Source organism: Methanosarcina soligelidi (assembly GCF_000744315.1).
GTDB lineage: Archaea > Halobacteriota > Methanosarcinia > Methanosarcinales > Methanosarcinaceae > Methanosarcina > Methanosarcina mazei.
The window spans coordinates 2,282,658-2,309,211 of record NZ_JQLR01000001.1; the positions used below are offsets into that span (position 1 = coordinate 2,282,658).

Here is a 26,554-nt window from a genome sequence, read left to right on the forward strand (position 1 = left end):
GCATCCAGCACTATTAACTTAGAGTTGTTATTCAGAACTGCTGTTCTTTTTGATGCATGCAGCCAGTAAGCAGTTAATTACTATGTTTATAATTAGTATGTTTATAATTGCTATATCTATATTTAGAATAAAATCACAATTAAAAACAAACTCACAGTAACTTCCGAAAGGCAAGGTACAATTTATAAAGATCTGACATTACTAATTTGTATATTGAAAAATTTGCTGGAAAAAACTTTCCAGAACGCGTTGGTCTGATAGAGCCAATAACTTTAAACTAGATTAATACATTAATTGTGAAAACTATTCCAGAAAGTGATTCTCTCCGGATGAACTGGTCCGAATTCGAGCCTCATCCTGCCGAAAAGAAAACCCGTGAATAATATAAAATCCGAAAAGCTCGAAAAAGGCTTATATTAAATTATAAAATTTCAATATATTATTTAAAATTAGACTTTCATGTATTATCTTACATTAATTAATCTAAAATAATGTGGAACCGCACTGCTGTGCCTTTCCATTTACGCCGTACTTTCTTAAAAAAGGCAGTATCTGCTGGTTAAGGATTATGATTTACCTTTAAATTTGACAGGTGAGCTGGTGAGCGTAAACATAAACAGATATAAATGTGGATATTGTGGGGCCTGTGTGGGAGTTTGCCCTAAAGGAGCACTCGAACTTGTAGAAACCTGGATTGAAGTAGATGAAAGTATCTGTATCGTGTGCGGGATATGCGATCGCATCTGTCCTGTGGGAGCAATCGAGGTAATGAAATGAAGGACAAGTATGATGTTCTGGTTATAGGAGCCGGTCCTGCAGGTTCCATTGCTGCAAAAACTGCTGCGGAAAAAGGGCTTGATGTACTTTTAATTGAAAAACGCCAGGAAATAGGTGACCCTGTACGCTGCGCAGAAGGCGTGAACAAAGAGTGCCTTAAAAAGCATGTGGAAATAGACAAAAGGTGGATCTGCGCTGATCTTAAAGGTTCCTGTATTTTCTCCCCGGACGGCACAAAGATAGAGATGGCTGAGGAAATTTCCGGAGGAGAAGTCGGCTACGTGCTTGAAAGAAAGGTATTTGACCGCGCCCTTGCAGAACATGCCGCAACCGCCGGGGCTGAAGTCCGGGTAAAGACAAGAGCTACAGGTCTTATTATTGAGGATGACTCTGTAAAAGGAGCCAGACTCATGCACCTTGGGAAAGAGTATGAGGTGCGTGCCAGCATAGTAATAGGCGCTGACGGGGTTGAATCAAAGGTAGGCAGATGGGCAGGAATAGATACAGCACTCAAGCCTGTAGACGTTGAAACCTGTGCCCAGTACCTTATAGCAGGTGCAGATATAAACCAGGAATACTGCGAGTTCTATATAGGAAATGAAATGGCACCCGGGGGCTATGTCTGGGTTTTCCCCAAAGGAGGAGGCAAAGCCAATGTCGGGATAGGGATTCTCGGAAGTAAAATGGGCAAATTCAAGCCCAGGCCTGTTGATTATCTGAATGATTTCGTGCAGAAGAAATTCCCTGATGCCAGAATAGTTGAGATGGTTTTCGGCGGAGTCCCGGTCTCAGGCAGCATCGAAAAAACCTCAGTTAACGGGCTTATGCTTGTAGGAGATGCTGCACGCCAGTCAGACCCGATAACAGGCGGAGGGATCCTCAATGCCATGGACGCAGGCAAGCTGGCAGGAGAAGCTGCCTATGAAGCCATATCTGCAGGAGACGTCTCCGTGGTAAAGCTTGAAGAGGTATATGAAAAAAAGTGGAGGGACACAGTAGGGCATGATATCGATATGAGCCTTATCGTAAAGAACTGCTTTATCAACCTTACTGATGATGATCTTGACTCGCTTGCCCACTCATTAAAAGATGTCAAATTCGAGAGAATGAGCCTTCTTGACCTTCTTCAGGCTCTCTTCAAAGCCAACAAGAAACTGCTCTGGGACCTTCGTGTGCTTTTCAAGGATGCGGCAAAAGAAGTGATAAAAAATAAGACATAAAAAATAAGACATGATGCCTGTTTTTTCAGGCATTTTTTATTCTCTTTTTTCTGGTCTACTTTAGATTTCCTGCAGGGGTTCTGTCTGCAAATCCTGTTTTTCTAAATTTTACTTTTTCCAGGCATCTTGGTTTTTTTCATGGAATTATTTATTCCAGAACTCAGGAGTAAAGAGCACGATTACCGTGTAGATTTCAAGCCTCCCAATCCACATATTGGCGATCAGGATTAATTTTCCCAGGGGAGGAATGGGGTCAAAAGAACCCATAGGACCTACCACACCCAGGCCCGGACCTATGTTGCCCAGGGTAGCAATGGAAGCTGTAATTGAAGTTATGATGTCCATTCCCAGGACAGAGAGGATAAGGGCGCTTGAGATAAAAATAAGGAGGTAAATCACCACAAATGAGATTATAGAGCTGATAATCTCATCAGGCACGGCTTTATTGTTGAATTTAACGCTTTTTATGGCTCTGGGGTGAAGAGCCTTGAACAATTCCGTTCGGCTGTGTCTGAGTAAGATAAGAATGCGTACAACCTTGATGCCTCCACCTGTAGAACCTGCACAGCCTCCAATAAACATAACTAAAAGAATCACCATTTTTGAAGATTCTGACCAGAGATTAAAATCAGCTATTGCAAACCCGGTACTTGTCATTATCGTAACTACATGAAAGATTGCAAGCCGGAATGAATCAAAAAAGCCAGTATTAAGGTCCCTCCATAGCAGAAGAGTAAGGAGCCCGCTTGCTGACAGGACCAGAGCTGTATAGAAACGGAACTCATCGTCTTTAAGCAGGAAGTCCCTGTCAACATAAATCGCCCTGTAATGGAGTGCAAAGTTTGCACCGGCAACGAAAGTGAAAAAAGTTATTATATACTCAACAAGAGGACTGTTAAAAGCACCAATACTCAACCCGTAATTGGAGAAACCTCCGCAGGCCATCGTGGTAAATGTATGGTTTACCGCATCGTACAGCGAAAGACCTGCGAGCAGAAGGGTAACTACCTGGGCGAATGAGATTACGAAGTAAACCATCCACAGGATCTTTGCTGTTTCCCTGATTCTTGGTTTCAGCTTATCTTCTGTTGGGCCAGGGGCTTCAGCCCGGAAGAGCTGTCTGCCTGCAACTCCGAGTTTTGGCAGAATGGCTATGAAAAGCACGATAATTCCCATACCGCCAAGCCACTGCATCATGCCTCGCCAGAAAAGGATTCCTTTAGGGTGGCTTTCTATATCCGTGAGGATTGTCGAGCCTGTGGTGGTAAAGGCTGACATGGATTCAAAAAGGGCGTTAAGCGGGGAAATCCCGTCAAGCACAAAAGGGATTGCTCCAAAAACCGCAGCAATAAGCCAGCCCAGTCCAACGATTGCAAAGCCTTCTTTGCGCATCCATTCTTCATCAGTTTTGTAGGAAAGAAGGATCAGGCCTGTAATAACGGTTATTGCTATAGATACAAGAAACGGAGTCAGATCTTCTCCATAGTAGTACGCAACTCCGAGAGGAACAACCATGATTATCCCGAGAAGCCTGAGTAAACCGCCAAGCACATAAAAAACAATCTTAATATTCATGCCGATCCTCTATTTTTACAGGTGATGACTCTTTCAATCTACTCATGACTATTCATATTTATTTCTTGCTTAAACAGCTTCTCAAAAATGAGGGACAGATGAAGAAGATGAAGAAAGAGTTTCTTATTTAAGATTTTCGTATTTATTGCTTACTTAAACAATTTCTCAACAGAACGGACTGCGGAGGAAAGGGCAAAGATAATAACTCTATCCCCTTCTCTGATGATGAATTCCCCTCTGGGAATAATGACATCATCATCATGGACTACCATGGTAACAATCGCACCCTTGGGAAACTTTATCTTGCTAAGCGGTTTTCCTACGATTTTGGATTGTCCTGATGCAGTATATTCGATAATTTCCGCTTTTTCGCCTTCAATTGTCGCAAGGGCTTCTATGCCTTTTCCCATGGTAAGTTTGAGGACTTCATTTACGGTTGCTTCTCTAGGGCTTACTGCAATGTCGATCCCAACCATCTCAAAAAGAGGGACATAATCCGAGCGGTCAGCTCTTGCGATTACTTTTTTTGCTCCCATTTGCTTTGCGAGCAGGGAACAGAGAAGGTTTTTTTCGTCATTGTCCGTAACCGCAATAACGACATCCATATCCTCTATGTTTTCTTCCCTGAGAAGGTTGACATCAGTGCCGTCCCCATTGAGTATAAGTGCATTTTCCAGCATCTCTGCCACTTCTATACAGCGGCTTTTCCTGTATTCGATAACCTTGAGGTCTGCGTTCTCATCCTTATCTATAATCTTGGCAAGGTAAAAGCCTACAATTCCGCAGCCAATTAGAAGAATTCTATTCCGGTGAGGTCCTTCGTTTCCGAAAACGTTTTCAAGGTCCGCCATGGCCCTGGGCTTGCCCACAACTACCATGTGGTCATTTGCCTTTATGAAATCGTCTCCGTGAGGGATGATTATATCATTATTCCTGAATATTGCACTGACGATGCAGCAGTCCTCAAGCTCAATATCCTGCATGCGCTTTCCAACAAGCCTGTTGTCCGGGCGGATGGCAAATTCCATCATCTGAACTTTGCCCCCTGCAAACATTTCCGCGTCTATTGCAGAGGGATTTGAGAGCACTTCAGCGACTTCCGAAGCAAGAGCAAGTTCAGGGCATATCATTATGTCTACCCCTACCTGAGCTCTGGACGTAACCGGCACATCAATATAGTCAGGGTTGCTGACCCTGGCAATGGTTTTTGTTTCTTTCCAGCCCGGATGTGCCCTTAATATAAGCTTTGCAGTCATACAGGCAACTATATTGACTTCATCAACTCCTGTGACAGCAACGAGAATATCCACATCAGGGAGGACACTTGCAAGAATATCTGCATTTGCGCCGTTTCCTTCCACAACCTGAACATCAAGCTCATCCGCCCGTCTCAGGGCATCCTCGTCATTCTCAATAACGATCACATCGTGTGTGAGGGAAAGGAACTTTGCTATATGATACCCAACTTCACCTGCGCCGATAACCACCGCTTTCATAAGATTCCCTCGAAGAAAAGACTGTTCCCAGATAGATTGCTCCTGCTTGCTTAAGTAGTCTTTGGAGAAAAAAACGTACATGGGAGGATTTCTAAGAAATCATTTAATGTGGAAAAAATGAAAAAGAACCAAAGAATAAAAATCCAGGGCTGATAAAATTTAAGTAAAGTGTGCTGTTCGGAGAGGATTGAAAGACTGAATTCAGGTGCATTTACAGGAAAAGCATGAGTGGAAAACACAGATGCCTGACAACTTCAGGCACATCTATTGTATGCCTTTAATGAAATTTTGTTCAGGAATGCCAGAAATCGCTTGTGAAGAGTACCAGTACGGTATAAACCTCAAGCCTTCCGACCCACATATTATTTATCAGGATAATTTTTCCCAGGGGAGGGAGTGCTGAAAAGTTTGCCATAGGTCCGACTACGTTAAAACCAGGTCCTATATTTCCAAGGGTTGCAATCGAAGCGGTAGCAGAACTGATCATGTCGACTCCAAGCAGAGTCAGGAACATTGCACTGAAGATAAAAACTAATATGTAAATCACAACAAAGGACAGGATGGACTGTAAAACATCATCAGGCACTGCTTTGTTATTGAATCTGATGGGCCTTATAAGCCTTGGATGAACAAATTTAAACAGCTCTCTCCTCGCATACTTTAACATCAGCAGAAAACGCACGACCTTCATGCCTCCCCCGGTGGAGCCTGCACAGCCGCCTATAAACATGACCGCAAAAACCAGGACCTTTGCCGAATCTGTCCAGAGGTTAAAATCAGTTGAAGCAAAGCCCGTAGCCGTCATGATAGAGGTAATCTGGAATATGGCGTAACGGAAAGAATTGAAAAGGGAAAAATCCATATCTTTGTACAGAACCAGGGTGAGAAGGCCTGAAAATCCCAGGAGAATAAAGGTATAAGCCCTGAACTCCTCATCTTTAAGAAGAAAGTTACTGTCAATAAAAATCGCCCTGTAATACAGGGCAAAGTTCGCTCCGGCTGCGAACATAAAAAATGTGAGAATAAATTCTATAAGAGGGCTGTTAAAAGCTTCAATCCCCAGACCATAAGGGGAATAGCCTCCACATGCCATGCCTGCAAAAGTGTGCGTGAGGGCGTCATACAGGGACATTCCTGCAAGCATCAGTGCCACAACTTCAACGGCAGAGATCAGGACATAAAGCGCCCACAGGATCTTTGCCGTATCTTTTATCCTTGGCTTGAGCTTATCTTCTGTAGGGCCCGGAGCTTCTGCCCGGAAAAGCTGGCGCCCCGCAACTCCGAGTTTTGGCAGGATAGCAATGAAAAGCACAATAATACCCATACCGCCCAGCCACTGCGTAAAAGAACGCCAGAAAAGAAGACTCCTGGAATAACTCTCAATATCCACAAAAATAGTCGAACCCGTTGACGTGAAACCCGACATTGTTTCAAACACGGCATCAATGAAGGATACGCCCTCGAAAAGGAAAGGGATCCCTCCAAAAATAGCTGCTGAAAGCCAGGTCAGAGCCACAATGGCAAGGGCTTCTTTCTGCTGCCATTCAGCACTGCTCTTGATGCGTGTAAGGAGCAAACCGGCAAGAAAGGTTATGAGAATGGAAACCGTAAACGGTTTCAGGGGTTCCCCATAATAAAAAGCCACTAAAAGAGGAACGAGCATTGTAAAAGCCAGAAGTATAAGAATTTTCCCAAGCGCATTATAAATAGCTTTTTTATTCACAGAAAAACCCCTGTCCCGTAAAACTTACTTGAAATATTTTCTTACTTGAAATATTTTTCTACTTCCGATGCTGCCGAAGCCATTGAGAAAATAACTACACGGTCTCCTTCATTGACAATGAAATCCCCTCTTGGGATTATAGTCTCCTTTCCGCGCACCACCATGTTAATAAGAGCTCCTTTGGGGAACTTTACTTTGTTTAAGGGCTTGCCCACAATTCTGGACTTCTCGGAGGCCGTATATTCTATAATCTCAGCTCTTTCACCCTCAATGGTCGTAAGTGTCTGTATACCTCTTCCCATGGTAAGCTTGAGGACTTCGTTTACGGTTGCTTCTCTCGGGCTTACAGCCATGTCTATCCCTACCATCTCAAAAAGAGGCAGGTAGTCCGAGCGGTCAGCCCTTGCAATTACCTTTTTTGCACCGAGCTGCTTTGCAAGCAGGGAACAGAGAAGGTTCTTTTCATCGCTGTCCGTAACCGCAACAACAACATCCATATCTTCAATATTTTCCTCTCTGAGAAGGCTGACATCAGTGCCGTCTCCATTAAGTACAAGGGCATTTTCCAGTATCTCTGCCACTTCTATGCAGCGGCTTTTGCTGTGCTCGATAATTCTCAGATCTGCATTTTCCTCTTTATCGATCAGTTTTGCCAGATACATCCCTACAATTCCGCATCCGATAAGGAGAATTCTGGTTCTATGAGACACCTTACTTCCGAAGACGCTCTCAAGATCTTCCATGGACTCCGGCTTGCCCACAACTACCATATGGTCGTTTGCTTTGATCAGGTCGTCTCCATGGGGAATTATTATCTGGTCTTCCCTGAAAACCGCGCTGACAATGCAGCAGTCGGCAAGCTTGAGGTCCTGCATATGTTTTCCTACAAGTTTGCTTTCAGGACTTATTGCAAACTCAGTCATCCTTACCTTTCCTTCGGCAAACATTTCCGCATCTATTGCGGAGGGACTTGAGAGTATATCGGCAACTTCAGAAGCAAGCGCAAGTTCCGGGCAGATCATAAGGTCAACGCCGACCTGGGCTCTTGATGTAACCGGAGAGTCTATGTAATCGGGGTTACTGACCCTTGCTATGGTCTTTGTATCTTTCCAGCCGTTTTTATTTTTCATAATCAGTTTTGCTGTCATACAGGCGACAATGTTAACCTCATCAACCCCGGTAACAGCTACAAGAAGATCAGCATTCTGCAGAACTCTTGAAAGGATCTCTGCGTTTGCTCCGTTTCCTTCAATTACGAGCACGTCAAGTTCGTCAGCTCTTTTTGCTGCTTCTTCATCTTTATCTATAATTACCACATCATTTTTAGGAGAGAGGGCTTTTGCAATATGGTAGCCCACTTCCCCTGCACCAATAATTACAGCTTTCATAGAACACCTTCAAAAAAACTGTTATCAATGAACCCGCCACTGCACGGATTCCTGAACGAGAAGCAACCAGCATAGGACTGAACGGTATAATACCGGGAAAAGTAAAAATAACTATAACAGAAGATAGCCGCAGTAAAAGCAGTCAATCCAGAACTAATTAAAACTAAAGAAAGTAACGCTAAATTGAATATAAAGAAGATACCGCGCTTAATACCTGGATTCAAATTGATTCCCGATACATGATGATAAATTAAAGCAAAGTTTCTCAGCGTGTTGATCATCTCTGGAAATTAAACGTTTTGCAGACCAGAATTTCTCAAGCCTATGCTTTTGCGAAATAACTATGGTTCCTAGGCATAGAATTAAAGAGGTGTATATAAATGTTTTTCAAACTTCCTTTAAAGAAAAGAATCTAAATAAAAAAGAATCCTGTATGAAGAATTATAATCAAAAAAAGGTGAAAAGGGAAAAAGAATAGAAGCCTGAGAAAATACCGGAGAACCGGCTAATATTGGAGCCAGAGGTATTATAGTCAACTTTCAAAGGCATCTTTTACCTTTTCGAAAAGTCCCTTGCTTTTCCTGGGTTTTTCGCTTTTCTGCTTATCAGATCTGCTCCTTTCCTCTGCTTCGGGCTTCTTCCCATTGCTCAGGTATTCGAACTGATGAAGAAGGTCTTTTTGTTCCTGAGTGAGTTTTGTTGGAGTCCTGATTATTACCCTTACGAGCTGGTCACCCTTGCCGTGGCCTTGCAGGCGCTGTATGCCTTTATCTTTGAGCCTGAATACGGAATGTGTCTGGGTCCCTGATGGAATATTCATTTTGACCTTGCCGTAAAGGGTATCAACCATAATGTCTGCTCCGAGTGCAGCCTGGGTGAAGGATATTGGAAGTTCGGAGATAACATCGTAATCGACCCGCTTGAAATATTTGTGTTCCATCACATGCACGATAATATAAAGGTCTCCGGAAGGCGCTCCCGGTTCTCCTGCATCTCCTTCCCCGCTGAGCCTGAGGGTCATACCAGAGTCTGCTCCTGCAGGTACGTTGACTGACATCTTTCTCCTGCTCCTGACCCTGCCCGCGCCGCTACATGTGGGGCATGGAGATTCAACTACCTGACCCCTGCCGTGACAGGCGCTGCACGTCGTGGTGCTTACAAACTGCATTCCCAGGGTTGAGCGGGTTGTACGGACCTGCCCCGTGCCGCCGCAGTTAGGGCAGCGCTTCGGGCTTGTGCCCGGCTTTGCTCCTGTGCCTGAGCAGGTAGAACACCTTTCTGTCCTTGGAATATCTATGTCCTTGCGCACTCCAAAAGCAGCTTCTTCAAAGGTTACATAGAGGTCGTACTGAAGATCGGAACCTCTCCTGGGGCCCATAGGACCTCCCCTTCTGCCGCCTCCGAAAAACATCTCAAAAATGTCTCCGAACCCGCCGAAGTCCGCACCCCGGAAGATGTCCTCTGCACTGTACTGGTTATCTATCCCTGCATGTCCGAAGCGGTCGTACTGAGCCCTTTTTTCTGCATCTGAAAGAACGGCGTAAGCCTCAGATATTTCCTTGAATTTCTCCTCAGCCCCGGGTTCTTTGTTCCTGTCAGGGTGGTACTGCAGGGCAAGCTTCCGGTATGTTTTCTTTATATCTTCGACTGAAGAGTCTTTGGATAATCCGAGAATTTCGTAATAATCACGTTTGGTAGCCATCAGGATTCCCTGTTGTTTTAAAAAAATAAAGGAGACGGAACCTGTGAACAGGTTTCCGGCAATGCCTGAGAATTCCCAGGCTTTATTTCTGTACTCTAATTCTTCTTCAATTACTTACGCTTTTCGTCGTCAACTACTTCGTAGTCAGCGTCAACAACGGTTTCATCCGGACCTCTTGCATCAGTGCCGGCTGCTCCACCTTCTCCTCCTGCAGCCTGCTGGGCTTTCTGGTACATGGCTGTGGAGATCGGGTATACGGATTCCTGAAGGGCCTCGGTTTTTGCTTTAATATCTTCTGCGTCCTTGCCTTCAAGGGCTTTCTTCAGGTCTTCAATTGCGGCATTGACTTTTGACTTCTGGTCCTCGGTTGCGAGGTCTCCTGCTTCCTTAATAGTTTTTTCTGCGGCATTGATAAGAGCCTCGGCATTGTTCCTTATCTCGACTTCCTCTTTCCGCTTCCTGTCTTCTTCGGCATGCATTTCTGCGTCCTTGACCATGCGCTCGATTTCGTCATCGGAAAGTCCGCCGGGTTTCTGGATGGAGATGGACTGCTGCTTGCCTGTGCCCAGGTCCTTTGCGCTTACGTGCAGAATGCCGTTTGCGTCGATATCGAAAGTAACCTCAATCTGCGGGATACCTCTTGGAGCCGGGGGTATGCCGTCAAGAATAAACCTTCCAAGAGTCTTGTTTTCGGAAGCAATTCCACGCTCTCCCTGAAGGACGTGGATCTCGACTGAGGGCTGGTTGTCAGCGGCAGTTGAGAAAATCTGGCTCTTTTTGGTCGGAATGGTGGTGTTTCTCTGGATTAACGGGGTTGCAATGCCTCCAAGGGTCTCGATACCCAGGGTAAGGGGAGTGACATCGAGCAGAAGGACATCTTTTACCTCTCCGCCCAGGACTCCTGCCTGAATTGCTGCACCTATTGCAACTGCCTCGTCAGGGTTGATGTTCTTGTAGGGCTTCTTTCCTGTGAAGTTTTCCACAAGTTCGACCACTGCAGGCATCCTTGTTGCGCCTCCGACAAGGATTACTTTGTCAAGGTCGTTTGGTGTAAGCTTTGCATCGCTGAGTGCACGGCGCATGGATACGAGGGTCTTTTCCAGGAGGTCCTCAGTCATTTTCTGGAACTGGGCTCTGGTAAGGTCGATGTCCATGTGTTTTGGTTCCCCGTCAGTGCCAACTGTCAGGAAGGGGAGGTTGATGTTTGTGTTTGCGACTCCGGAAAGCTCGATTTTGGCTTTTTCAGCAGCATCTTTAAGGCGCTGGAGTACTGCCTTGTCTTTGGAGAGGTCGATTCCTTCCGATTTCTTAAATTCTGCAAGCAGGTAATCGATAACGCGCTGGTCGAAGTCGTCTCCTCCGAGGTGGGTGTCTCCACTTGTGGACTTAACCTCAAAGACCCCGCCTCCCAGTTCCAGGATGGATACGTCGAAGGTTCCGCCTCCAAGGTCGTAGACAAGAATCTTCTGGTCTATGTCTCCTTTATCGAGACCGTAAGCAAGAGACGCAGCTGTAGGCTCGTTTATAATTCTGAGGACTTCAAGCCCTGCAATTGCTCCTGCGTCTTTTGTAGCCTGCCTCTGAGAATCGTTGAAGTAAGCAGGGACCGTAATGACAGCCTGTTTGATTGTCTCTCCGAGATAAGCTTCAGCATCTGCTTTCAGCTTCTGGAGGATCATCGCGGAAATTTCCTGCGGGGTATAATCTTTTCCGTTAAGCGTGACTTTGTAATTGGCTTCTCCCATGTGCCTTTTTATGGAATAAACAGTATTATCCGGGTTCGAAATGGCCTGCCGCTTTGCGACCTGACCCACGAGTTTCTCACCTTTCTTGGAGAACCCCACAACTGAAGGAGTTGTCCTGCTGCCTTCGGCATTAGGGATAACGACAGCTTCCCCGCCTTCCATCACTGCCACACATGAGTTGGTAGTACCAAGGTCAATACCCAGTATCTTTGCCATGTTATATCCTCATAGTTAATATCAATTAAATTATACTTAGTTATCTGATAGGTTTGTAAATTGTAGTTATAGATTAATTAAAGTTTAATTTCCAGCCAGATGACCGATAAAGATACCTGACAGGTTTACTTAAGCCGACCATTAATTCTTTGGTTTAGCCGGTTATTTCTATCAATTCTTTGGTTTAGCCGGTTATTTCTATCAATTCTTTGGTTTAGCCGGTTATTTCCATTAATTCGGTTAATTTAACAAATTCAGTAATGATTCGGTGAATTCTCAGTTTGATTCAATGACTTACTTAGTTTGAGTTTGCCAAATTATCTGGCATGGAAGATTAATGATTGATTCTTGATAAATCCCTGTTTCAGGTTATTAAATAAAGTCTTATATTGTAACAGGATTTACTTCTCTGCCTCTTCAGGGCTCCTTGCTACTGAAACCAGGGCTGGCCTGACGACCTTCTCGTTCAAAGCATATCCCTCTTTATAAATCTCAACAATAGTGTTATCCGGAACTTCGGAGGTTTCTATGTGATGGATAGCTTCGTGTCTGTGAGGGTCAAACTCGCCTGCTTTTTCGCATTTTACTCTCTCAAGCCCGTACTTTTCGAGGATAGAGAAGAACTGCTTCGAAAGCTGTTCAATTCCACTTACAATTGGGCCCATGTCTTCTGCAGTCCTTGCAGATTTAATGGCGCGGTCAAAGTTATCCGTTACTTCGACAAAGTCAAGGAGCACCTGTTCAAGCACAGATTTCCGGTTTTCTTCCATTTGACGGGCGGTCCGTTTTCTGAAGTTATCAAAATCCGCTGCAAGCCGGAAAAGCTGGTCCTTGAGAATTTCGTTTTCTTCCCTGCATGCCTCTTCCGGGTTTTTTTCAGCTTCAGGACTTGAAGGTTCATTTTCAGGACTTACTTTTGTCTCACCGGCTTTTTCAGCCGGAGATTTGGAATTTCGGGCTTCGGAACGTTCAGCCTCTTTCTGGTTTCTTTCTTTAGAATCCATGTTTTCCTTTTTCCTGGATTTTTTCATTTATCAATCCCCATAAAATTATTCTAACTGTTTCGCTCGTCCTGATCTGTGATTGTTTGTAATTCTATAAATAGTTTTCTATGATTTGTACGGCATTTATCTTTTAGACAGAAGGAAAAAAGAAAAATCAGTAAAAGTGGTTCTCAAGTTTATGAGATAGTACTTTAATCATTATTATACCTGCAATCATGCAGGCCGCAACTGCCGAGATAACCTGCTCCCATCCGAGAACTGAAATGCCTCCTCCCAGGGCAAATTGAACGCCTCCCACGAGAGTGACAAACACAAAGGAAAGCCCGAAACCTGCAAATGCTCCTGCCACAAGAGAACTCACGGTATTAAGCCCCTGTTTCTCATAAAAAACCATTCCACCGATAAACATTACGGCGAAAATCATAAGCACAAACGCAGTAGGCAGAGGGCTCGATCTCGAAGAGAATATCTCAAATAACCCGAGCCCCATGTCAACCAGGAATATACCCATAAGAGCCGCAATAGTAAGGGTCCTTACAAAAGGATTTTCAAACAAAGACTGAGAATTTGGGTTTCTGCTGTTAATTTTACCAGCCACCATTAATATTATGTGTTTATTTTTTAAGCTATAAACTATATAAATTATATAAACTTTTACTTAAATCTCCAGATCAGCTTCCTATCTTTCTTTTTTCCTTCATACTCCCTCATAAGTTCTTTTTCCTGGCTTTCAATTATACTATCCTGTTCTATTTTATCAGAAAAATATTATCAATGCCATCTGTTTTGATCTTTAAATCCGTTTTGATCTTTAATTTGCATCTTAAAAAGTCCAGCCTGCCCATCCGACATCCCACCAAAAGAAACAAATTTTCTCTTCTGCCCGAAAAAGACCCTTTAATTTCATACGATCTCGGACTCCCCAACACCTTGCCAGGTCCTACTCCTCAAAATAAGAACGAAGTTGAGCAAAATAGTCGAACAAAGTAAAAGTAAATTGAGTAGCCCCTTTGAAAGCACCTCATTAATGTTAATTCATAGACCAGCCCTTTTAAGCTTAATTCACTCTACAACGTCTAAACTAGTCCTCTTGAGCGAGCAAAGCGAGCGAAAAGGACACCGTCCTCCCGAGACGGGACTCGGGCAAGACAAAAAATAATATAAAATGACCGGGTTTTTCTTTTCCGATGAAGATCCTGATTGGAGAATTCGCTGTAGGTACGGATATTGAAAAGTCCCTTATTCCCGAGGGGGCGGCTATGTTGAAAACGCTTGCCGAAAGCTTTGTCCGCGTTGGGCATGAGGTATGTTATCCTTCTGCGGGAACGGAAATAGGTTCAGGCACAGCATTGAAGTCAACAGCTGACAGCTTCGTGCAGGTAATTGGGCGGGAAGCAAAGAACTGCGATGCCGGTTTACTCATCGCTCCTGACGGGATGCTTCCCGAGCTGAACAGGATTCTTGCAGAGAACACCGCGAACCTCGGTTGCTCACCTGAAGCTTCAGCCTGCTGTGCAGATAAACTCAGGTGCACTGAGATCCTGAAAAAAGCTGGAATTAATGCTCCTGAAATTGTGCAGGAAGCAGAGGAAGGTAAGAAATACGTCATAAAGCCAAGGTTCGGATGCGGGGCAGAAGCAACATATCTGGTCTCAGGTTTTGAAAATACCGGAGAATTCATTGCAAGCGAATACATCGAAGGGGAACATCTGAGCGTAAGCCTTATTGCAGGAAAAAAGACGCTCCCGCTTACAGTAAATCGCCAGTTCATCGAGTTTAATGAGAAAAAAGATGGAATAAATCCGGAGAATATCGAAGTTTCGGGCATCAAATACAACGGCAGCCTTACCCCGTATAAAACCCCCAGAAGAGACGAACTCTACGAGGCTGCGGTCTCTGCAGTAAAATGCCTGGGATGCTTCGGGTATGTAGGGGTAGACATTGTGCTTTCCGAAGTCCCTTATGTCGTGGATGTAAATCCAAGGCCCACAGCTTCAATATTTGGGATCAGCAGGGTCATGCGGGAGGAAATAGGTGAGCTTCTCCTCACTAACAGGTTCGGAACACTCCCTGATTCCGTGAGGATCGAGGGAGAATATCACTTTTCCAAAGATATGCTTGGCGAGCTTTTTGGAAAGAATTGAGAGCCGTAGAGCGCGAACAGTCAGGCAAATGCTGAATATCCGGAAAATTACATACCTGGAAAAAACACGGAAAGGAATTGAAATGAATTCAAAAACCATTGGGATAGACATTGGAGGGGCAAACACAAAACTTGCTTCCTCGGACGGGACCGTTGTGGAGCTTCATTACCTGCCGCTCTGGAAAAACACCATGCTTCCAGAAGTCCTGAAAGAGATCTCGCAAAGGCTGAAGCCTGAAAATGTCTCTGTTGTCATGACAGGAGAACTTGCCGATTGCTTTGAGGACAAAGAACAGGGCATCCGCTTCATAAAAGAAAACGTTGATTCTGCTTTTGGCTCCGGGAAAGTTTCATACATAAACAGCCAGGGAAGGTTCCGGAAAGAAAACGATCCCCTGAGAGATCTTGCTGCTGCAAACTGGGCAGCTTCAGCCAGGCTGATAGGGGAGGAGATTGGAGACTGTATTTTTGTCGATGTTGGCAGTACAACAAGTGATATTATTCCTGTTATATCAGGGGAGCACAGGGCAGGGCATACCGACTTTGAAAGACTTCTCAGGAGTGAACTTGTGTATGCAGGCACGTTAAGGACAAACCTTGCCGTACTTCTTGAGAAAGTAAAGCTTGAAAAAGGCATATGCAGGACGTCTTCCGAGCTCTTTGCAACGACAGCAGACGCTTATCTGATTCTAGGGGAGATCAATGAAGATAAATATACATGTGAAACTGCTGACGGAGCCGGAAGAAGCAAAATCGAAGCCATGCGCAGGATTGCAAGGCTGGTATGTGCAGATCTTTCAGAAGTAGGGGAGAAAGAGATATACGAGATCGCAGAGCAGGTAAAGGAAAAACAGGTTTCTGCCCTTGCTGAAGCTATTTCTGAAGTTGCGGAAAGGAACAGGCTTGAGAAAATTGCAGCAGCAGGCCTTGGGGAATTTTTGATATCTGAAGCCGCAGAGAGACTTGGGTTTGAATGCATTTCGGTTGCCGGGCGCTGGGGAGAAGAGATTTCGAAGGTATTTCCGGCATATGCTGCCGCTCGTTTGCTAGATAAATAAATAGTGAGTAAATAGTAAGTAAATAATGAGTCAATAGCAAGTAAAAAGTGAGTTAATAGTAAGTGAATAGCAAGCAAATAGCAAGCAAATAGAAAGTGAGTTAATAGAAAGTGAATAGCAAGCAAATAGCAAGTGAAGCTAGTAAACAGTAAGTAGATCCAGAATTGCCAGTAAAAGATTTCAATGGATAAAAGCGCAATGAAACCGGTGAAAGTTGTTATAAAAATAGGAGGGAGCCTGATCCGGGAGGCACCTGAGCTTGTGGACAGGCTCGTAAAAGAATTTGGTTCAGGTATCAAGGATGCTCCTCCGGGTGGGGTGGTTCCGGGGAAAATGCCCTTTTCCATCCTTATAGTGCCGGGAGGAGGGGTATTTGCTGACGCCGTAAGAGAAGCTGATGAGATGTTCGGGCTCGGAGAAGATGCGTCTCACTGGATGGCTATACTTGGAATGGAGCAGTATGCCTGTTATCTGCAGGACAAAAGCCGTGTAAAAGGCACGGATTCAATAAAAGAGCTGCTTCAGGGAGTTTCAATTCTTTTTCCATACAGGCTCCTCAAGGCAGAAGACCCTCTTCCACATTCATGGGAAGTAACCTCGGACACGATTGCTGCCTGGGTTGCAAGGCAAACAGGAGCCGTTTTTATTAAGGCTACAGATGTTGACGGGATGTTCTGGAAAGGAAAATTGATCCGGGAAATTTTTACACCGGATCTTGCAGGAGACTTCGAAAGCTGCATTGACTCTGCGCTTCCCGGCTTCCTTCAAAAAAACAAAATGGAATGCATAATTCTAAATGGAAAATTCCCTGAAAGAGTAATTCAGGCGGTGTATGGAAAGCCTGTGACCTGTACGGCGGTAAAGGGGAATATTTAAATTGTATATCGTATATGACTAGGGAGAGAAGCAAACCGCGTCCAAAAAGCATCATTACATTCAGTTCATCAGATTTGTTGATGTTAATACGGGTGCCAAAAAAAGCAGGTTACTGAAGCCTGGTCAGGTGCCTGATTCACCGGTTAATTCATTGCAGTTTCCTATAAGAAATAATTAAGGAGAAGAAAAATGTCATCAGATAAAGTTGAGTACTGTACCTCGTGCGGTATCCGCCTTGTGGAAAAAGGCTATGTGAAGTTTCCCTGCCCGCAGTGCGGAGCAGAGATCGGAAGATGTACAAGCTGCAGGCAGCAGGGTAATGTATATACCTGTCCAAAGTGCGGATTCAAAGCTCCGTGATTTCGGGCAGAACGCCAGAAAGATCCAGACACAAATTTTAAACGCAGATTGAAACTGGTTTGCAGGATAATATACACTATATGAGGAATTGAAATGGGTGATGTTGCAGCAAAATTAAAAATCATGCCAGAAAGCGTTGACACCGACCTTGTAGGGCTGAAGGAAAATCTCAAAAATGTAATTCCGGCAGGAGCACAGCTTCACGGTGACATAGTTGAAGAGCCTATAGCCTTTGGATTAAAGGCTTTGATTGTTACGCTGATTGTTAATGATGAGGAAGGCGGGACTGAACCTGCAGAAGAAGCTTTTGTAAAAGTTTCCGGCGTAGAGAATGTCCAGGTCCTGGAAGCCTACCGCATCTGAGAAGGAAAAAAGAGCCGGATAACATTTCCGGAAAACTTTTTTCACCATTCTCTTTTTCGTAAAAGGGCTCGTAGATCAGGGGAAGATCGTTACGTTCGCAACGTAAAGGCCGCGGGTTCAAATCCCGCCGAGTCCACTAACAATTTTATAAAAATCAGTCTGTTCTCTCCTGTTTTTTGTTCTCTTTGTTCTTACCAATGATAATATCAATTTTATAACTGTCTAAAAATAGCAAAGAATTAAATACAAATAACTCTTTTTAAATATTAGTGTGGTCATCCCACGCTAGAATAACCCCCTCAGATGGCCAGGGAAAGTTGAAGCTCCCCCTGGCCACTATATTAAAAATATCTATAAATGCCTTTAAAAATTTCGCCCAATTTTTTCAGGACTTTTTATATTTTACTCACTCTGTTATTATTTTTCCTATTCTGTCTTTTAACCATTTTCTGACAGAAAAAACATTAAATAGTTCTCATACTGTTTTGAAAAGCAGGTTTATTTTTAAACTCTCTAAATCTTAATTCAGATTTTTAAACTCTCTAAATCTTAATACAGTTTTTTAAACTCTCTATATATTTGATGAGTCTAATCTTAATCTCATGATCTGAACTTTACAAAAAGCGGGAATACATCAGATAGTTTTTAAACAATGGTGCCTATTATAGTCCAGCCTATATTTTTTTACGATAATGCTTCAGATATATGGGATTAAAGGGAATAAATCTCGGAAAAAATGAAAAAGTCCAAACAGATTGTTTTTGACCCTATTTTTGAGCGAAGAATTACCCTCTCTGTGACCTGCAGAATAGGCTAAGAGTGAATGGGGGACTGGTATTTATTAAAAGTAACAGCTTGCCCGAAAGAAAAGAAGATACTGAAGAAATTGAACAGGAAATTTCAGCAGGACTGCAAGAAATAACAATGAAGCATTTTTCTTCCGGGAACCCTAACCCCGTTCTCAGGATTGACAGGAAAGGAAGGGTTCTTTACGCGAATAGGGCAGCAGATTTTCTTCTTGAACACTGGGGCATAAAAGAAGGAGAAGAAATCCCTCAAACCCTCCTTAAAGATATGAAACGCATTCTTTTTCAACAAAATCCCGAAAACCTTGAAATCAATACAGGAAAAGTTACGTATTCTCTGGTGCTCAAAGACTGTCCTGAAGACGGCTGTATGGATATTTATGGGTTTGATATCAGTTACAGGGTACAGGCTGAAGAGGAGCTCAGGAACAGGTACAAAAGACTGGAAGAACTGATCGGGTTGAAGTCTGCTGAGTGTATGGAAGTAAATGAAAGGCTCGCAAAGGAAGTAATTGAGAGACAGAGAGTCGAGCATATTTTCAGGAACAACCTTCGGTTTCTTGAGACGCTTCTTGACAGCATCCCGAGCCCTGTATTTCAGAGAGACCTTAATGAGGTTTATGTAAACTGCAATGAGAGTTTTGCCAGACAAATAATGGGGCTTCCCAAGGAGGCAGTTATAGGGGGCTCATTCTCGGAATTTCAGAAAAAGGTCCCTAAAGAGCTGGCTGATATCTATTACAAACACGATAGGGAACTTCTTCAGAATGGGGGCAGCAATTATTACGAAACCAGGGTTATCTGTGCTGATGGCAGAACCAGGGATTTTCTGTTCCATAAGGCTGCTTACAGAGACGGCGCAGGAGAGGTTGCCGGAATTGCAGGTATAATGCTGGATATTACTCCGAGGAAAGAAGCTGAAAGATTCTTAAGAAAAACTGAAGAGAAATACAGGCTTGCTTCCGAGCAAACAGGGCAGCTTGTTTACGATTATGAGATAGAACCAGATATTATTCACTGGGCAGGGGCAATCTCACAGATAACTGGCTACAGTCCGGAAGAGTTCATGCAGGTGGGCCTGGAGGGCTGGATAGGGCATGTTCATCCTGAAGACCGTAAAAGGGTGTGGGAAGTCCATGAAAAGTGTATGAAAAACGGGGGGAAATTCCTCGAAGATTACAGGTTTAGAAAAAAAGATGGCAGCTATTTTTATGCAGAAGACAGCGGGGTGTACATTCAGGATGACTTTCACAGGGCCTGCAGGATTGTCGGGGTAATAAAAGACATTACCGAAAGTAAACTTGCCAGGGAATCCCTTGAACGAAGTGAACAGAGATTCCGCATGATTACAGAACAGACAGGCCAGCTAGTTTACGATTATGATGTACAGAATAATAGCAATTACTGGGTAGGAGCAATAGAAGAACTGACAGGATACAGTTTTGAAGAGTTTCAGGGCTTCACACCCGAAGTGTGGTCTCAACACGTCCATCCTGAAGACAGGGAAAAAGCGGTAAAAGCCCATTTTGAGTGCATTAAAAACGGGGGAAAATTCTGTGAAGAATACAGGTTCAGAATAAAAGATGGGACCTATATTTACGTTGAAGACAGCGGTATCTATCTTAAAACCGGGGATCAAGGGATATACAGGGTTCTTGGGGTAATGAAAGATATTACTGAGAAGAGGCTTTCCCGGCAGAAACTTCAGGAAAGTGAAGAGAGATTCAGAATAGCTGCAGAACAGACAGGTCAGATAGTCTTTGAACATGACCATGGAGACCGGTATATCAAGTGGGTAGGAGCTATTCAGGACGTTACGGGATACACAGTAGAAGAATTCATAAAATTTGATAATGCTGCATGGGCAAATCATATTCATCCCGAAGACAGGGACAGGACTCTTGCTGAGTTGAAGAAGTTTCAGGAAAATGAAAATAAGTTCCGCACTGAATACAGGTTCAGGAAAAAGGATGGGAGTTATATCCATCTTGAAGACAGTGGAATTTACCTGAGAAATGAAGACGGAAACATCCGGAAAGCCTTTGGCGTCATGAAAGACATTACAGAAATAAAAATGGCTTCGGAGAAGCTGAAGGAGAGTGAGGAGCGCTACAGGTTATTTATGAAGAACTTCAGGGGAATCGCTTTCCAGATGGACATAGACTTCACCCCTATTCTTGTAGACGGCAATGTAGAGGAAATTACGGGGTACAGAATGGAAGACCTGAGTTTAGGAAAAATCGATTGGTATCGGATTGTCCATCCTGATGACCGGGTAAAACTTTTTGAAAATAGGGAGGGGCTTGTAAAAGACCCGTTCCTATTCATAGAACACGACTACAGGATAATGCATAAAGGTGGAGAAATAAAGTGGGTCCATGAGATTTTTCAGAATGTCTTCGACTCTATGGGCAAAAAAAGAATCCTGCAGGGTGCAGCTTATGATATAAGCAGGCAAAAAGAAGCTGAAGAATCCCTGGCAAAAATCGAAGAGTTCCGTAAAAAGGAAATACATCACAGGATAAAGAATAATCTTCAGGTAATCTCAAGCCTTCTTGAACTTCAGGCAGAGAAATTTAAAGATATAAATGTCCTGGAGGCTTTTCGTGAGAGCCAGAACCGTGTTTCCACAATGGCAATAATTCATGAGGAACTGTACAGGTCGAAAAATAACGAAGCCCTTGATTTCTCGGCTTACCTGCAGAAACTGACTGAGGAACTGTTCCAGACATACGTTGTAAGGAAAGGGGATGTTGACATGCAGCTCGACATCGAAGAGATTTTCCTGGGAATGGATACCGCAGTTCCCCTGGGAATAATTATTAATGAACTTATATCCAATTCTCTGAAGCATGCTTTTTTGCCAGGCATGCAAGGAAAAATTAGCATCAAGCTCAGCAGGACAGAAGAGAATGAAGGGAATAAAAGTATAAGTAATATCACTAATAATATTGGTGCTAAGAGTTCAATTGAGAGAAATTTCCAGTATACCCTGGTAGTTTCTGACAATGGGTTGGGTTTTCCGGAAAACATTGATTTCAGGAGCACTAACTCTCTGGGTCTGCAGCTCGTAAATATACTTGTCGAGCAGCTGGAGGGTAGAATTGAACTTGAGAATGATTCAGGAACCAAGTTCAAAATCTGGTTTAAGGATCCCTACCATTCATCTGAAAATTTATCCAGCACTAAAGGGGAGATATGATGAAAAAAGCAAAAATTCTGGTTGTTGAGGACCAGAACATCGTCGCTCTAAATATCAGAAACAAACTTAAAAATTTGGGTTACACTGTACCCGGTACTGCATCCACAGGAGAGGAAGCAATAAGAAAAGCGGAGCTGACGAATGCAGATCTTGTTTTAATGGATATTATGTTAAAAGGGGACATGGATGGTATTGAAGCTGCCCGCGAGATAAAAACCCGCCTTAAGATTCCTGTACTCTACCTGACCGCCTATACGGATGATGAAACCCTTGAAAGGGCTAAAATGACAGAGCCTGCAGGGTATATTTCCAAGCCTTTCAAAGAAGAAGACCTGCATAGCAATATTGAAATGGCTCTACATAAACATAGGGCCGAAAAAAAAGAGACTGAAACTTCAGCTAATGAGGAATAAGTCCTTTAATGAATTTAAAATACCTGTTTGATAAAGCGGGTATTTCTTCTTAACATCCAATTTCTTTTTTAAAATGCTGTTTTCTCCGTTTCCTGCTAATTAAAATGTAAGAGAATCCGGGATTTACTTTACGCTGAGATTCTCTTAAAGTCAGGAAGTCCATCAGAGCTTGAGGACCTTTGCAGCTTTCAAAGCTTCGCTGACCATACTTTCTATATCAAGCCTTTTCTCTTCAAGAACTATAAGGTCATAGTTTGCCTTTACTTCTGGACGCTCAGGGACTGCGGTGCAGCTTCCTGCAGACCTGGTGGATATATCGTAGGTCCCTATTTTGCGGGCAATGTCTATGATCTCACTCTTGTCAAAGGCAATTAAGGGATGATATATAGGGATGGCAAGCTGGTAAATCTCTGCGTGCATATTCGCAGCAGTCTGGGATGCTACCTGCCCGAGGGAAGAACCTGTGATAATTCCACTCGCACCTTCTCTTTTCATGATTTCGTAGGCTTCCCTGTACATCATACGTTTGCAGAGGAGGCAGGTGTTTTTTCGATCACACATTTCTATAAAAGACCTGAGATTGGGACCATGAGGAATTTCGTAGGTGGTGAACTGGTGTCCTGGAGCCCAGGTCTGGAGCTGACGGATGCAGTCATAAGCCCGCTCCTTTGCAGCGTTTTCCGCATAAGGAGAGGTATTGCAGTAAACAGGGGTTATCATCACTCCCCGCTTCATCATCAGCCAGGCAGCAACAGGAGAATCGAGGCCTCCTGACATAAGCACCACCATTTTGCCCTGGGTGCCGAGAGGGAGCCCTCCTACTCCTTTAACTGTTTCCAGGTAAACATAAGCCAGGTTCTGCCTCATTTCTACAAAAATTTCCCTGTCAGGGGAACCGAGGTTAACTTTCGGATGCTTTCCCTCACTTTCAAGCATGTTCCAGACGGCATCTCCGCAGGCTCTACCTATATCTGCTGATGAGAATGAATGATTTCCACTTCTTCTGGCCCGGATTGCAAAAGATTCCCCTTCCTGGATGATTTTTTTTCCAAGAAAAGCGCATGTTTCGGCTGCGCTGTCAAGCTCAGGTTTGGTTATCAGTGCAGAGGATGTTGAGACTACCCCAAAAACATCTGCAGCCGCTCCAGCCGCGCGCGGGTCAGTGGTCTCTATAAATATCCTGCCCCATTCTCTCCGCATGAGGGAGTATGGAATGTTTTTTGAGTCCAGCATTGCGGCGATGTTTTTCATAAGTATTTTTTCATACCAGTTACGGACTCCAGGACTTTTGAGAGCAAGCTCCCCGTAACGGACTATGACAACATTCGTCTCTTTTTCTGATCCCATGTTATTCGTATTATCTGTGAAAACACCCTGCATGTTCTTTATGTCTCTCTTTATTCTTTATCGATAGAGGATTAAAATTCTCTTCCAGCCTTTCAAGTTGTCTGTCATATACGCTAAGAATTGTCTGTCATATACGCTAATAGTAGATATACTGGTTGACTGCAAGAGGCTTTAAACCTTTCAGAAAAAGAAATTTTTTCTTGAGCATTTCCGGGCAGTCCTCTATGTCAAGCTCCCGAAAGAAGGTCATGGGCGCTAGATGCCAGCAGAAACGCCTGTCAGGGATTCTGGCAAGCATTCTTACCGCCCAAAAAGGTGCTGAGAAACGGGGAAACCGCAGTGTCGGAGAAACAATCAGGCTGCTGCCATATCAGGGGGTTGATCTGAAAAATTGCCTGAAAATGCCAAGGAAGGCGGTTTCTTACGGCATCTCTCTAATTTAAGTAATATTTTTAGCCAAACTTATTTATTATTATTTTTTAGTTATTAATCAATTTCTGCTGTTAAAACTTCCGGAATCTGGTTGAATCAAAATAAATAATTCTCTATTTAATGTCTTATGTACTGGATTATGCTGCAAGCAGTTAAATGATAAATGTAGGACTTTTCCTGAAAAATATGAATAACATTATATAATTTTTTCTCCAAATTGAACAAATATATTAAATAAGTTGGGGATCATATAGATAATTATCTGGATGATTTGAAGTGCAGCTTCAAAAATTATGAAAAATGGCACTCAAGATGGTAGAATTGCACGTTTTCGAAAAATCAAAAGTTCTCATTGTTGATGACGAGAGGGATCAGGTAGAATTACTATGTTTGCAGCTTGAAGATGAATATCTTCCAATCCCTGCATATTCCGGGAAAGAGGCAATCGAACTCGTGAAAGCTGAACTTCCGGATTTGATTCTGTTAGATTTGATGCTGCCTGAGTGTGATGGTTATGAGATATGCAGGATACTTAAAAACGATCCTGATTACAAATTTATACCCATAATTGTTATTTCCGGATTTTTTGAAAAACCGAATAAGTTGAAAGCAACCCGGTGCGGAGCTGATGACTTTATTCAGAAGCCTATAGATAGATTTGAGCTTAAAACAAGGATAAAGTCTTTAATCAGAATAAAAAAGAATTATGAAGCTCTGCAGGAAAGCGAAAGCAGGTACAGGCAGTTTTTTAATAATAGCCCGGCTGTCACCCTTCTGGTAGACCCTGAGAGTTACCGTATTGTCGATGCCAACGATCCTGCATGCGCTTATTATGGATATACTTATGAAGAAATGACTGCAAAAAAAATCTCCGATATTAACGTATTCTCTGAAGAAAAAAATAAGGAAATTACCCGGCAGGTTTTTTTGGAAAAAAGAGGTCATTTCTATTCCTGCCATAAACTTGCCAGTGGGGAAATAAGACATGTAGAGGTCTATATCAATACCGTTAACATCAGAGATAAAGAACTTTTTTTTATAAATGTCTATGATATTACTGCCAGCAAGAAAGCAGAAAGAGAGCTGATCGAATCCGAAGAAAAATTCAAACAGGTTGTGGAATTATCAGTTGACGGTATCATCATAGGGACAGACAGCGGGAAAATTGTTGACTGTAACGGGGCAGCCTGCAGGATTTTCGGGTATGATAAAGAAGAGATCTTAAAATTGCAGGTAATCGACCTCTTTCCCGGGGACCTTAACATAATTGCTCATGATATCACATCCTGCAATAAAACTGCAGGGGAAAAAACAGTCGAGAGGATTAATCAAAAGAAGGATGGTACTTCTTTTCCGGCTGAAGTTGCAGCAAGAAGAGTTAAACTTGGGAATGAAGAGGGGCTGATAGTGTATGTTCGGGACATTACAGAACGTAAGAAAGCCGAAAAAGCACTGAAAGAAAGTGAAGAGAACTTCCGTACTCTTGTCAACAACACTCTCGACGGCATTCTGATACTGGATTTTGAGGGCAGGGTACTGGCTGCAAATGCGGCTATTGGAAAAATGTTAGGCATGGAGCTTGAAAAAGTGGCAGGTATAGACATTATGAAATACCTCGCTCCGGAATCAGTGCCTGTTGCAGTTGAAGATCAGATTAATGTTCTCAATGGAAGGGGTGGCTATCTCAGCGTTTACAAGTCCACCTCCTGCAATGGAGAGCCTCTATGGATCGAAGGTCTAGGTACAAAAATAATTTACAGGGGTCAGCCAGCAAATATTGTGGTTATAAGGGATATAACCGTCAGGAAAAAAGCAGAGGAAGCTCTTATAAATGCGAAAACAGCTGCAGAAGCAGCTAACCGTACTAAAAGCGAATTTTTAACCAATATGAGCCATGAACTGAAGACTCCTTTGAACTCAATTATCGGGTTTTCAGACCTGTTGATCGAAGGAATTGCAGGTCCCCTGAACGAAAAACAATCCCGGTATGCCGGTTTCATTTCTTCAAACGGAAAAAATCTTCTCAATATCATCAATGGCATACTGGAGCTGTCAAAAGTAGAATCAGAGGGGGACGAATTAACTCTGCAAGAGTTTTCTGTCAACGAATCTATAAATAAGTCTATTTCGACAGCCCTTCCGCAGATCCTCAAGAAAAATATTAAATTAAACTACAATTCGGACAGCGACCCATTATGTATATTTGCTGATGAAAATAAGTTCAGGCAGATTATGGAGAGTTTACTGAACAATGCTGTAAAGTTTACTCCTGAAGATGGTTTAATTGATATATCCTCAAAGCAGGAAGGTGGCATCGTAACTATCACGGTTAAAGATACAGGAATAGGGATTCCTGAAGACAGCCTTGATAAAATCTTCAAGCCTTTTATCCAGCTTGAGTCTTCCCTGAGCCGTACTTTCGAGGGCACAGGGCTTGGGCTTACCCTGGCAAAAAAGTATGTCGAAATGCACGGAGGCAATATATCCGTGGAGAGCAAAACAGGGAAAGGTTCCTCTTTTAAGGTTGAACTTCCGGTAAACCGACAGAAAACAGTCAGGACCACTATACAGAAACTGGAGCAACAGATAGTTGAAAGCTGAGCTATGTAGCGGAAAAATCCAGGTAGGAAAACCATTTTTCTTTTCGCCTTTATCGGTTGCTGTTTTATTGACTTTTTACATTTATTCTTTTTACAGGATAACAGCTT

The 26,554-nt window shown here is 43.3% G+C and carries 20 protein-coding genes and 1 tRNA gene; 12 read left to right on the forward strand and 9 right to left on the reverse strand.

What is annotated here, in order from left to right:
* Window positions 1–600: 600 nt before the first annotated feature.
* Entirely contained in the window at window positions 601–777 is a 177-nt protein-coding gene (locus M886_RS10035; protein ID WP_048038239.1) for a 4Fe-4S binding protein, read from the forward strand.
* Window positions 774–1,997 carry a digeranylgeranylglycerophospholipid reductase gene (locus M886_RS10040; protein ID WP_048047546.1) on the forward strand — a complete coding sequence of 408 codons (1,224 nt, stop codon included), beginning with the start codon at window positions 774–776 and terminating at the stop codon, window positions 1,995–1,997. The genes M886_RS10035 and M886_RS10040 overlap by 4 nt, the downstream gene beginning before the upstream one ends.
* Before the next feature lie 144 nt (window positions 1,998–2,141).
* Here the strand turns inward: M886_RS10040 and M886_RS10045 are convergent, their stop codons facing one another.
* From M886_RS10045 to M886_RS10080, 8 genes are all read right to left on the reverse strand, one after another.
* The gene (locus M886_RS10045) at window positions 2,142–3,572 is read right to left on the reverse strand and encodes a TrkH family potassium uptake protein (RefSeq protein ID WP_011034418.1); all 1,431 of its coding nucleotides are present in this window, start codon (window positions 3,570–3,572) and stop codon (window positions 2,142–2,144) included.
* 149 nt (window positions 3,573–3,721) lie between these two features.
* Window positions 3,722–5,068: a Trk system potassium transporter TrkA gene (trkA, locus tag M886_RS10050; RefSeq protein ID WP_015412586.1), complete on the reverse strand. Its 1,347-nt coding sequence runs from the start codon at window positions 5,066–5,068 to the stop codon at window positions 3,722–3,724.
* A gap of 292 nt (window positions 5,069–5,360) precedes the next feature.
* On the reverse strand, window positions 5,361–6,791 hold the full coding sequence (locus tag M886_RS10055) for a TrkH family potassium uptake protein (RefSeq protein WP_011034420.1): 1,431 nt from the start codon (window positions 6,789–6,791) through the stop codon (window positions 5,361–5,363).
* A gap of 41 nt (window positions 6,792–6,832) precedes the next feature.
* On the reverse strand, window positions 6,833–8,179 hold the full coding sequence (gene trkA, locus M886_RS10060) for a Trk system potassium transporter TrkA (protein WP_011034421.1): 1,347 nt from the start codon (window positions 8,177–8,179) through the stop codon (window positions 6,833–6,835).
* Window positions 8,180–8,711: 532 nt separating this feature from the next.
* Window positions 8,712–9,881: a molecular chaperone DnaJ gene (gene dnaJ / locus M886_RS10065; protein ID WP_011034422.1), complete on the reverse strand. Its 1,170-nt coding sequence runs from the start codon at window positions 9,879–9,881 to the stop codon at window positions 8,712–8,714.
* A 110-nt stretch (window positions 9,882–9,991) separates the two neighbouring features.
* Window positions 9,992–11,842 carry a molecular chaperone DnaK gene (dnaK, locus tag M886_RS10070; RefSeq protein WP_048051109.1) on the reverse strand — a complete coding sequence of 617 codons (1,851 nt, stop codon included), beginning with the start codon at window positions 11,840–11,842 and terminating at the stop codon, window positions 9,992–9,994.
* Between the two features lie 401 nt (window positions 11,843–12,243).
* A complete protein-coding gene (gene grpE, locus M886_RS10075; protein ID WP_048051110.1) occupies window positions 12,244–12,873 on the reverse strand; it encodes a nucleotide exchange factor GrpE in 630 nt (209 codons plus the stop codon).
* Between the two features lie 127 nt (window positions 12,874–13,000).
* Complete coding sequence (locus M886_RS10080; protein WP_011034426.1) at window positions 13,001–13,402, reverse strand: hypothetical protein; 402 nt, start codon at window positions 13,400–13,402, stop codon at window positions 13,001–13,003.
* A 631-nt stretch (window positions 13,403–14,033) separates the two neighbouring features.
* Between M886_RS10080 and M886_RS10085 the strand changes: the two genes are divergently transcribed.
* The 8 genes from M886_RS10085 (at window position 14,034) to M886_RS10120 (ending at window position 22,067) form a co-directional block, all read left to right on the forward strand.
* Window positions 14,034–14,990, forward strand: a complete 957-nt coding sequence (locus M886_RS10085; protein WP_048051112.1) for an ATP-grasp domain-containing protein — start codon at window positions 14,034–14,036, stop codon at window positions 14,988–14,990.
* Between the two features lie 82 nt (window positions 14,991–15,072).
* Window positions 15,073–16,047 carry a hydantoinase/oxoprolinase family protein gene (locus M886_RS10090; RefSeq protein WP_048051709.1) on the forward strand — a complete coding sequence of 325 codons (975 nt, stop codon included), beginning with the start codon at window positions 15,073–15,075 and terminating at the stop codon, window positions 16,045–16,047.
* Between the two features lie 183 nt (window positions 16,048–16,230).
* A complete protein-coding gene (locus tag M886_RS10095; RefSeq protein ID WP_235203924.1) occupies window positions 16,231–16,923 on the forward strand; it encodes an amino acid kinase family protein in 693 nt (230 codons plus the stop codon).
* A gap of 189 nt (window positions 16,924–17,112) precedes the next feature.
* Window positions 17,113–17,283: a zinc finger domain-containing protein gene (locus M886_RS10100; protein ID WP_011034430.1), complete on the forward strand. Its 171-nt coding sequence runs from the start codon at window positions 17,113–17,115 to the stop codon at window positions 17,281–17,283.
* A gap of 93 nt (window positions 17,284–17,376) precedes the next feature.
* The gene (locus M886_RS10105) at window positions 17,377–17,646 is read left to right on the forward strand and encodes an elongation factor 1-beta (protein ID WP_015412593.1); all 270 of its coding nucleotides are present in this window, start codon (window positions 17,377–17,379) and stop codon (window positions 17,644–17,646) included.
* 64 nt (window positions 17,647–17,710) lie between these two features.
* A tRNA-Ala gene (locus tag M886_RS10110) sits at window positions 17,711–17,782 on the forward strand.
* Between the two features lie 719 nt (window positions 17,783–18,501).
* Entirely contained in the window at window positions 18,502–21,654 is a 3,153-nt protein-coding gene (locus tag M886_RS10115; protein WP_235203925.1) for a PAS domain-containing protein, read from the forward strand.
* Window positions 21,654–22,067 (forward strand): response regulator, encoded by a 414-nt coding sequence (locus M886_RS10120; RefSeq protein WP_011034433.1) that lies wholly within the window; start codon window positions 21,654–21,656, stop codon window positions 22,065–22,067. The genes M886_RS10115 and M886_RS10120 overlap by 1 nt, the downstream gene beginning before the upstream one ends.
* Window positions 22,068–22,229: 162 nt before the next feature.
* Here the strand turns inward: M886_RS10120 and thiI are convergent, their stop codons facing one another.
* Window positions 22,230–23,447, reverse strand: coding sequence for a tRNA uracil 4-sulfurtransferase ThiI (gene thiI, locus M886_RS10125; protein ID WP_048051114.1), 1,218 nt, complete (start codon window positions 23,445–23,447; stop codon window positions 22,230–22,232).
* A gap of 191 nt (window positions 23,448–23,638) precedes the next feature.
* On the opposite strand from thiI, the gene M886_RS10130 reads away from it, so the two are divergent.
* Complete coding sequence (locus tag M886_RS10130) at window positions 23,639–23,857, forward strand: hypothetical protein (protein ID WP_152558018.1); 219 nt, start codon at window positions 23,639–23,641, stop codon at window positions 23,855–23,857.
* Between the two features lie 289 nt (window positions 23,858–24,146).
* On the forward strand, window positions 24,147–26,447 hold the full coding sequence (locus tag M886_RS10135; RefSeq protein WP_084685071.1) for a PAS domain S-box protein: 2,301 nt from the start codon (window positions 24,147–24,149) through the stop codon (window positions 26,445–26,447).
* Window positions 26,448–26,554 lie beyond the last annotated feature (107 nt).

What these genes read in the sequence shown, in the direction of transcription:
- M886_RS10040 (WP_048047546.1), top strand. Translation starts at nt 774, where the DNA reads ATGAAGGACAAGTATGATGTTCTGGTTATAGGAGCCGGTCCTGCAGGT.
- M886_RS10045 (WP_011034418.1), bottom strand. Translation starts at nt 3,572, where the DNA reads ATGAATATTAAGATTGTTTTTTATGTGCTTGGCGGTTTACTCAGGCTT.
- trkA (WP_015412586.1), bottom strand. Translation starts at nt 5,068, where the DNA reads ATGAAAGCGGTGGTTATCGGCGCAGGTGAAGTTGGGTATCATATAGCA.
- trkA (WP_011034421.1), bottom strand. Translation starts at nt 8,179, where the DNA reads ATGAAAGCTGTAATTATTGGTGCAGGGGAAGTGGGCTACCATATTGCA.
- dnaJ (WP_011034422.1), bottom strand. Translation starts at nt 9,881, where the DNA reads ATGGCTACCAAACGTGATTATTACGAAATTCTCGGATTATCCAAAGAC.
- dnaK (WP_048051109.1), bottom strand. Translation starts at nt 11,842, where the DNA reads ATGGCAAAGATACTGGGTATTGACCTTGGTACTACCAACTCATGTGTG.
- grpE (WP_048051110.1), bottom strand. Translation starts at nt 12,873, where the DNA reads ATGAAAAAATCCAGGAAAAAGGAAAACATGGATTCTAAAGAAAGAAAC.
- M886_RS10085 (WP_048051112.1), top strand. Translation starts at nt 14,034, where the DNA reads ATGAAGATCCTGATTGGAGAATTCGCTGTAGGTACGGATATTGAAAAG.
- M886_RS10090 (WP_048051709.1), top strand. Translation starts at nt 15,073, where the DNA reads ATGAATTCAAAAACCATTGGGATAGACATTGGAGGGGCAAACACAAAA.
- M886_RS10095 (WP_235203924.1), top strand. Translation starts at nt 16,231, where the DNA reads ATGGATAAAAGCGCAATGAAACCGGTGAAAGTTGTTATAAAAATAGGA.
- M886_RS10100 (WP_011034430.1), top strand. Translation starts at nt 17,113, where the DNA reads ATGTCATCAGATAAAGTTGAGTACTGTACCTCGTGCGGTATCCGCCTT.
- M886_RS10105 (WP_015412593.1), top strand. Translation starts at nt 17,377, where the DNA reads ATGGGTGATGTTGCAGCAAAATTAAAAATCATGCCAGAAAGCGTTGAC.
- M886_RS10120 (WP_011034433.1), top strand. Translation starts at nt 21,654, where the DNA reads ATGAAAAAAGCAAAAATTCTGGTTGTTGAGGACCAGAACATCGTCGCT.
- thiI (WP_048051114.1), bottom strand. Translation starts at nt 23,447, where the DNA reads ATGCAGGGTGTTTTCACAGATAATACGAATAACATGGGATCAGAAAAA.
- M886_RS10130 (WP_152558018.1), top strand. Translation starts at nt 23,639, where the DNA reads ATGTCAAGCTCCCGAAAGAAGGTCATGGGCGCTAGATGCCAGCAGAAA.
- M886_RS10135 (WP_084685071.1), top strand. Translation starts at nt 24,147, where the DNA reads ATGGCACTCAAGATGGTAGAATTGCACGTTTTCGAAAAATCAAAAGTT.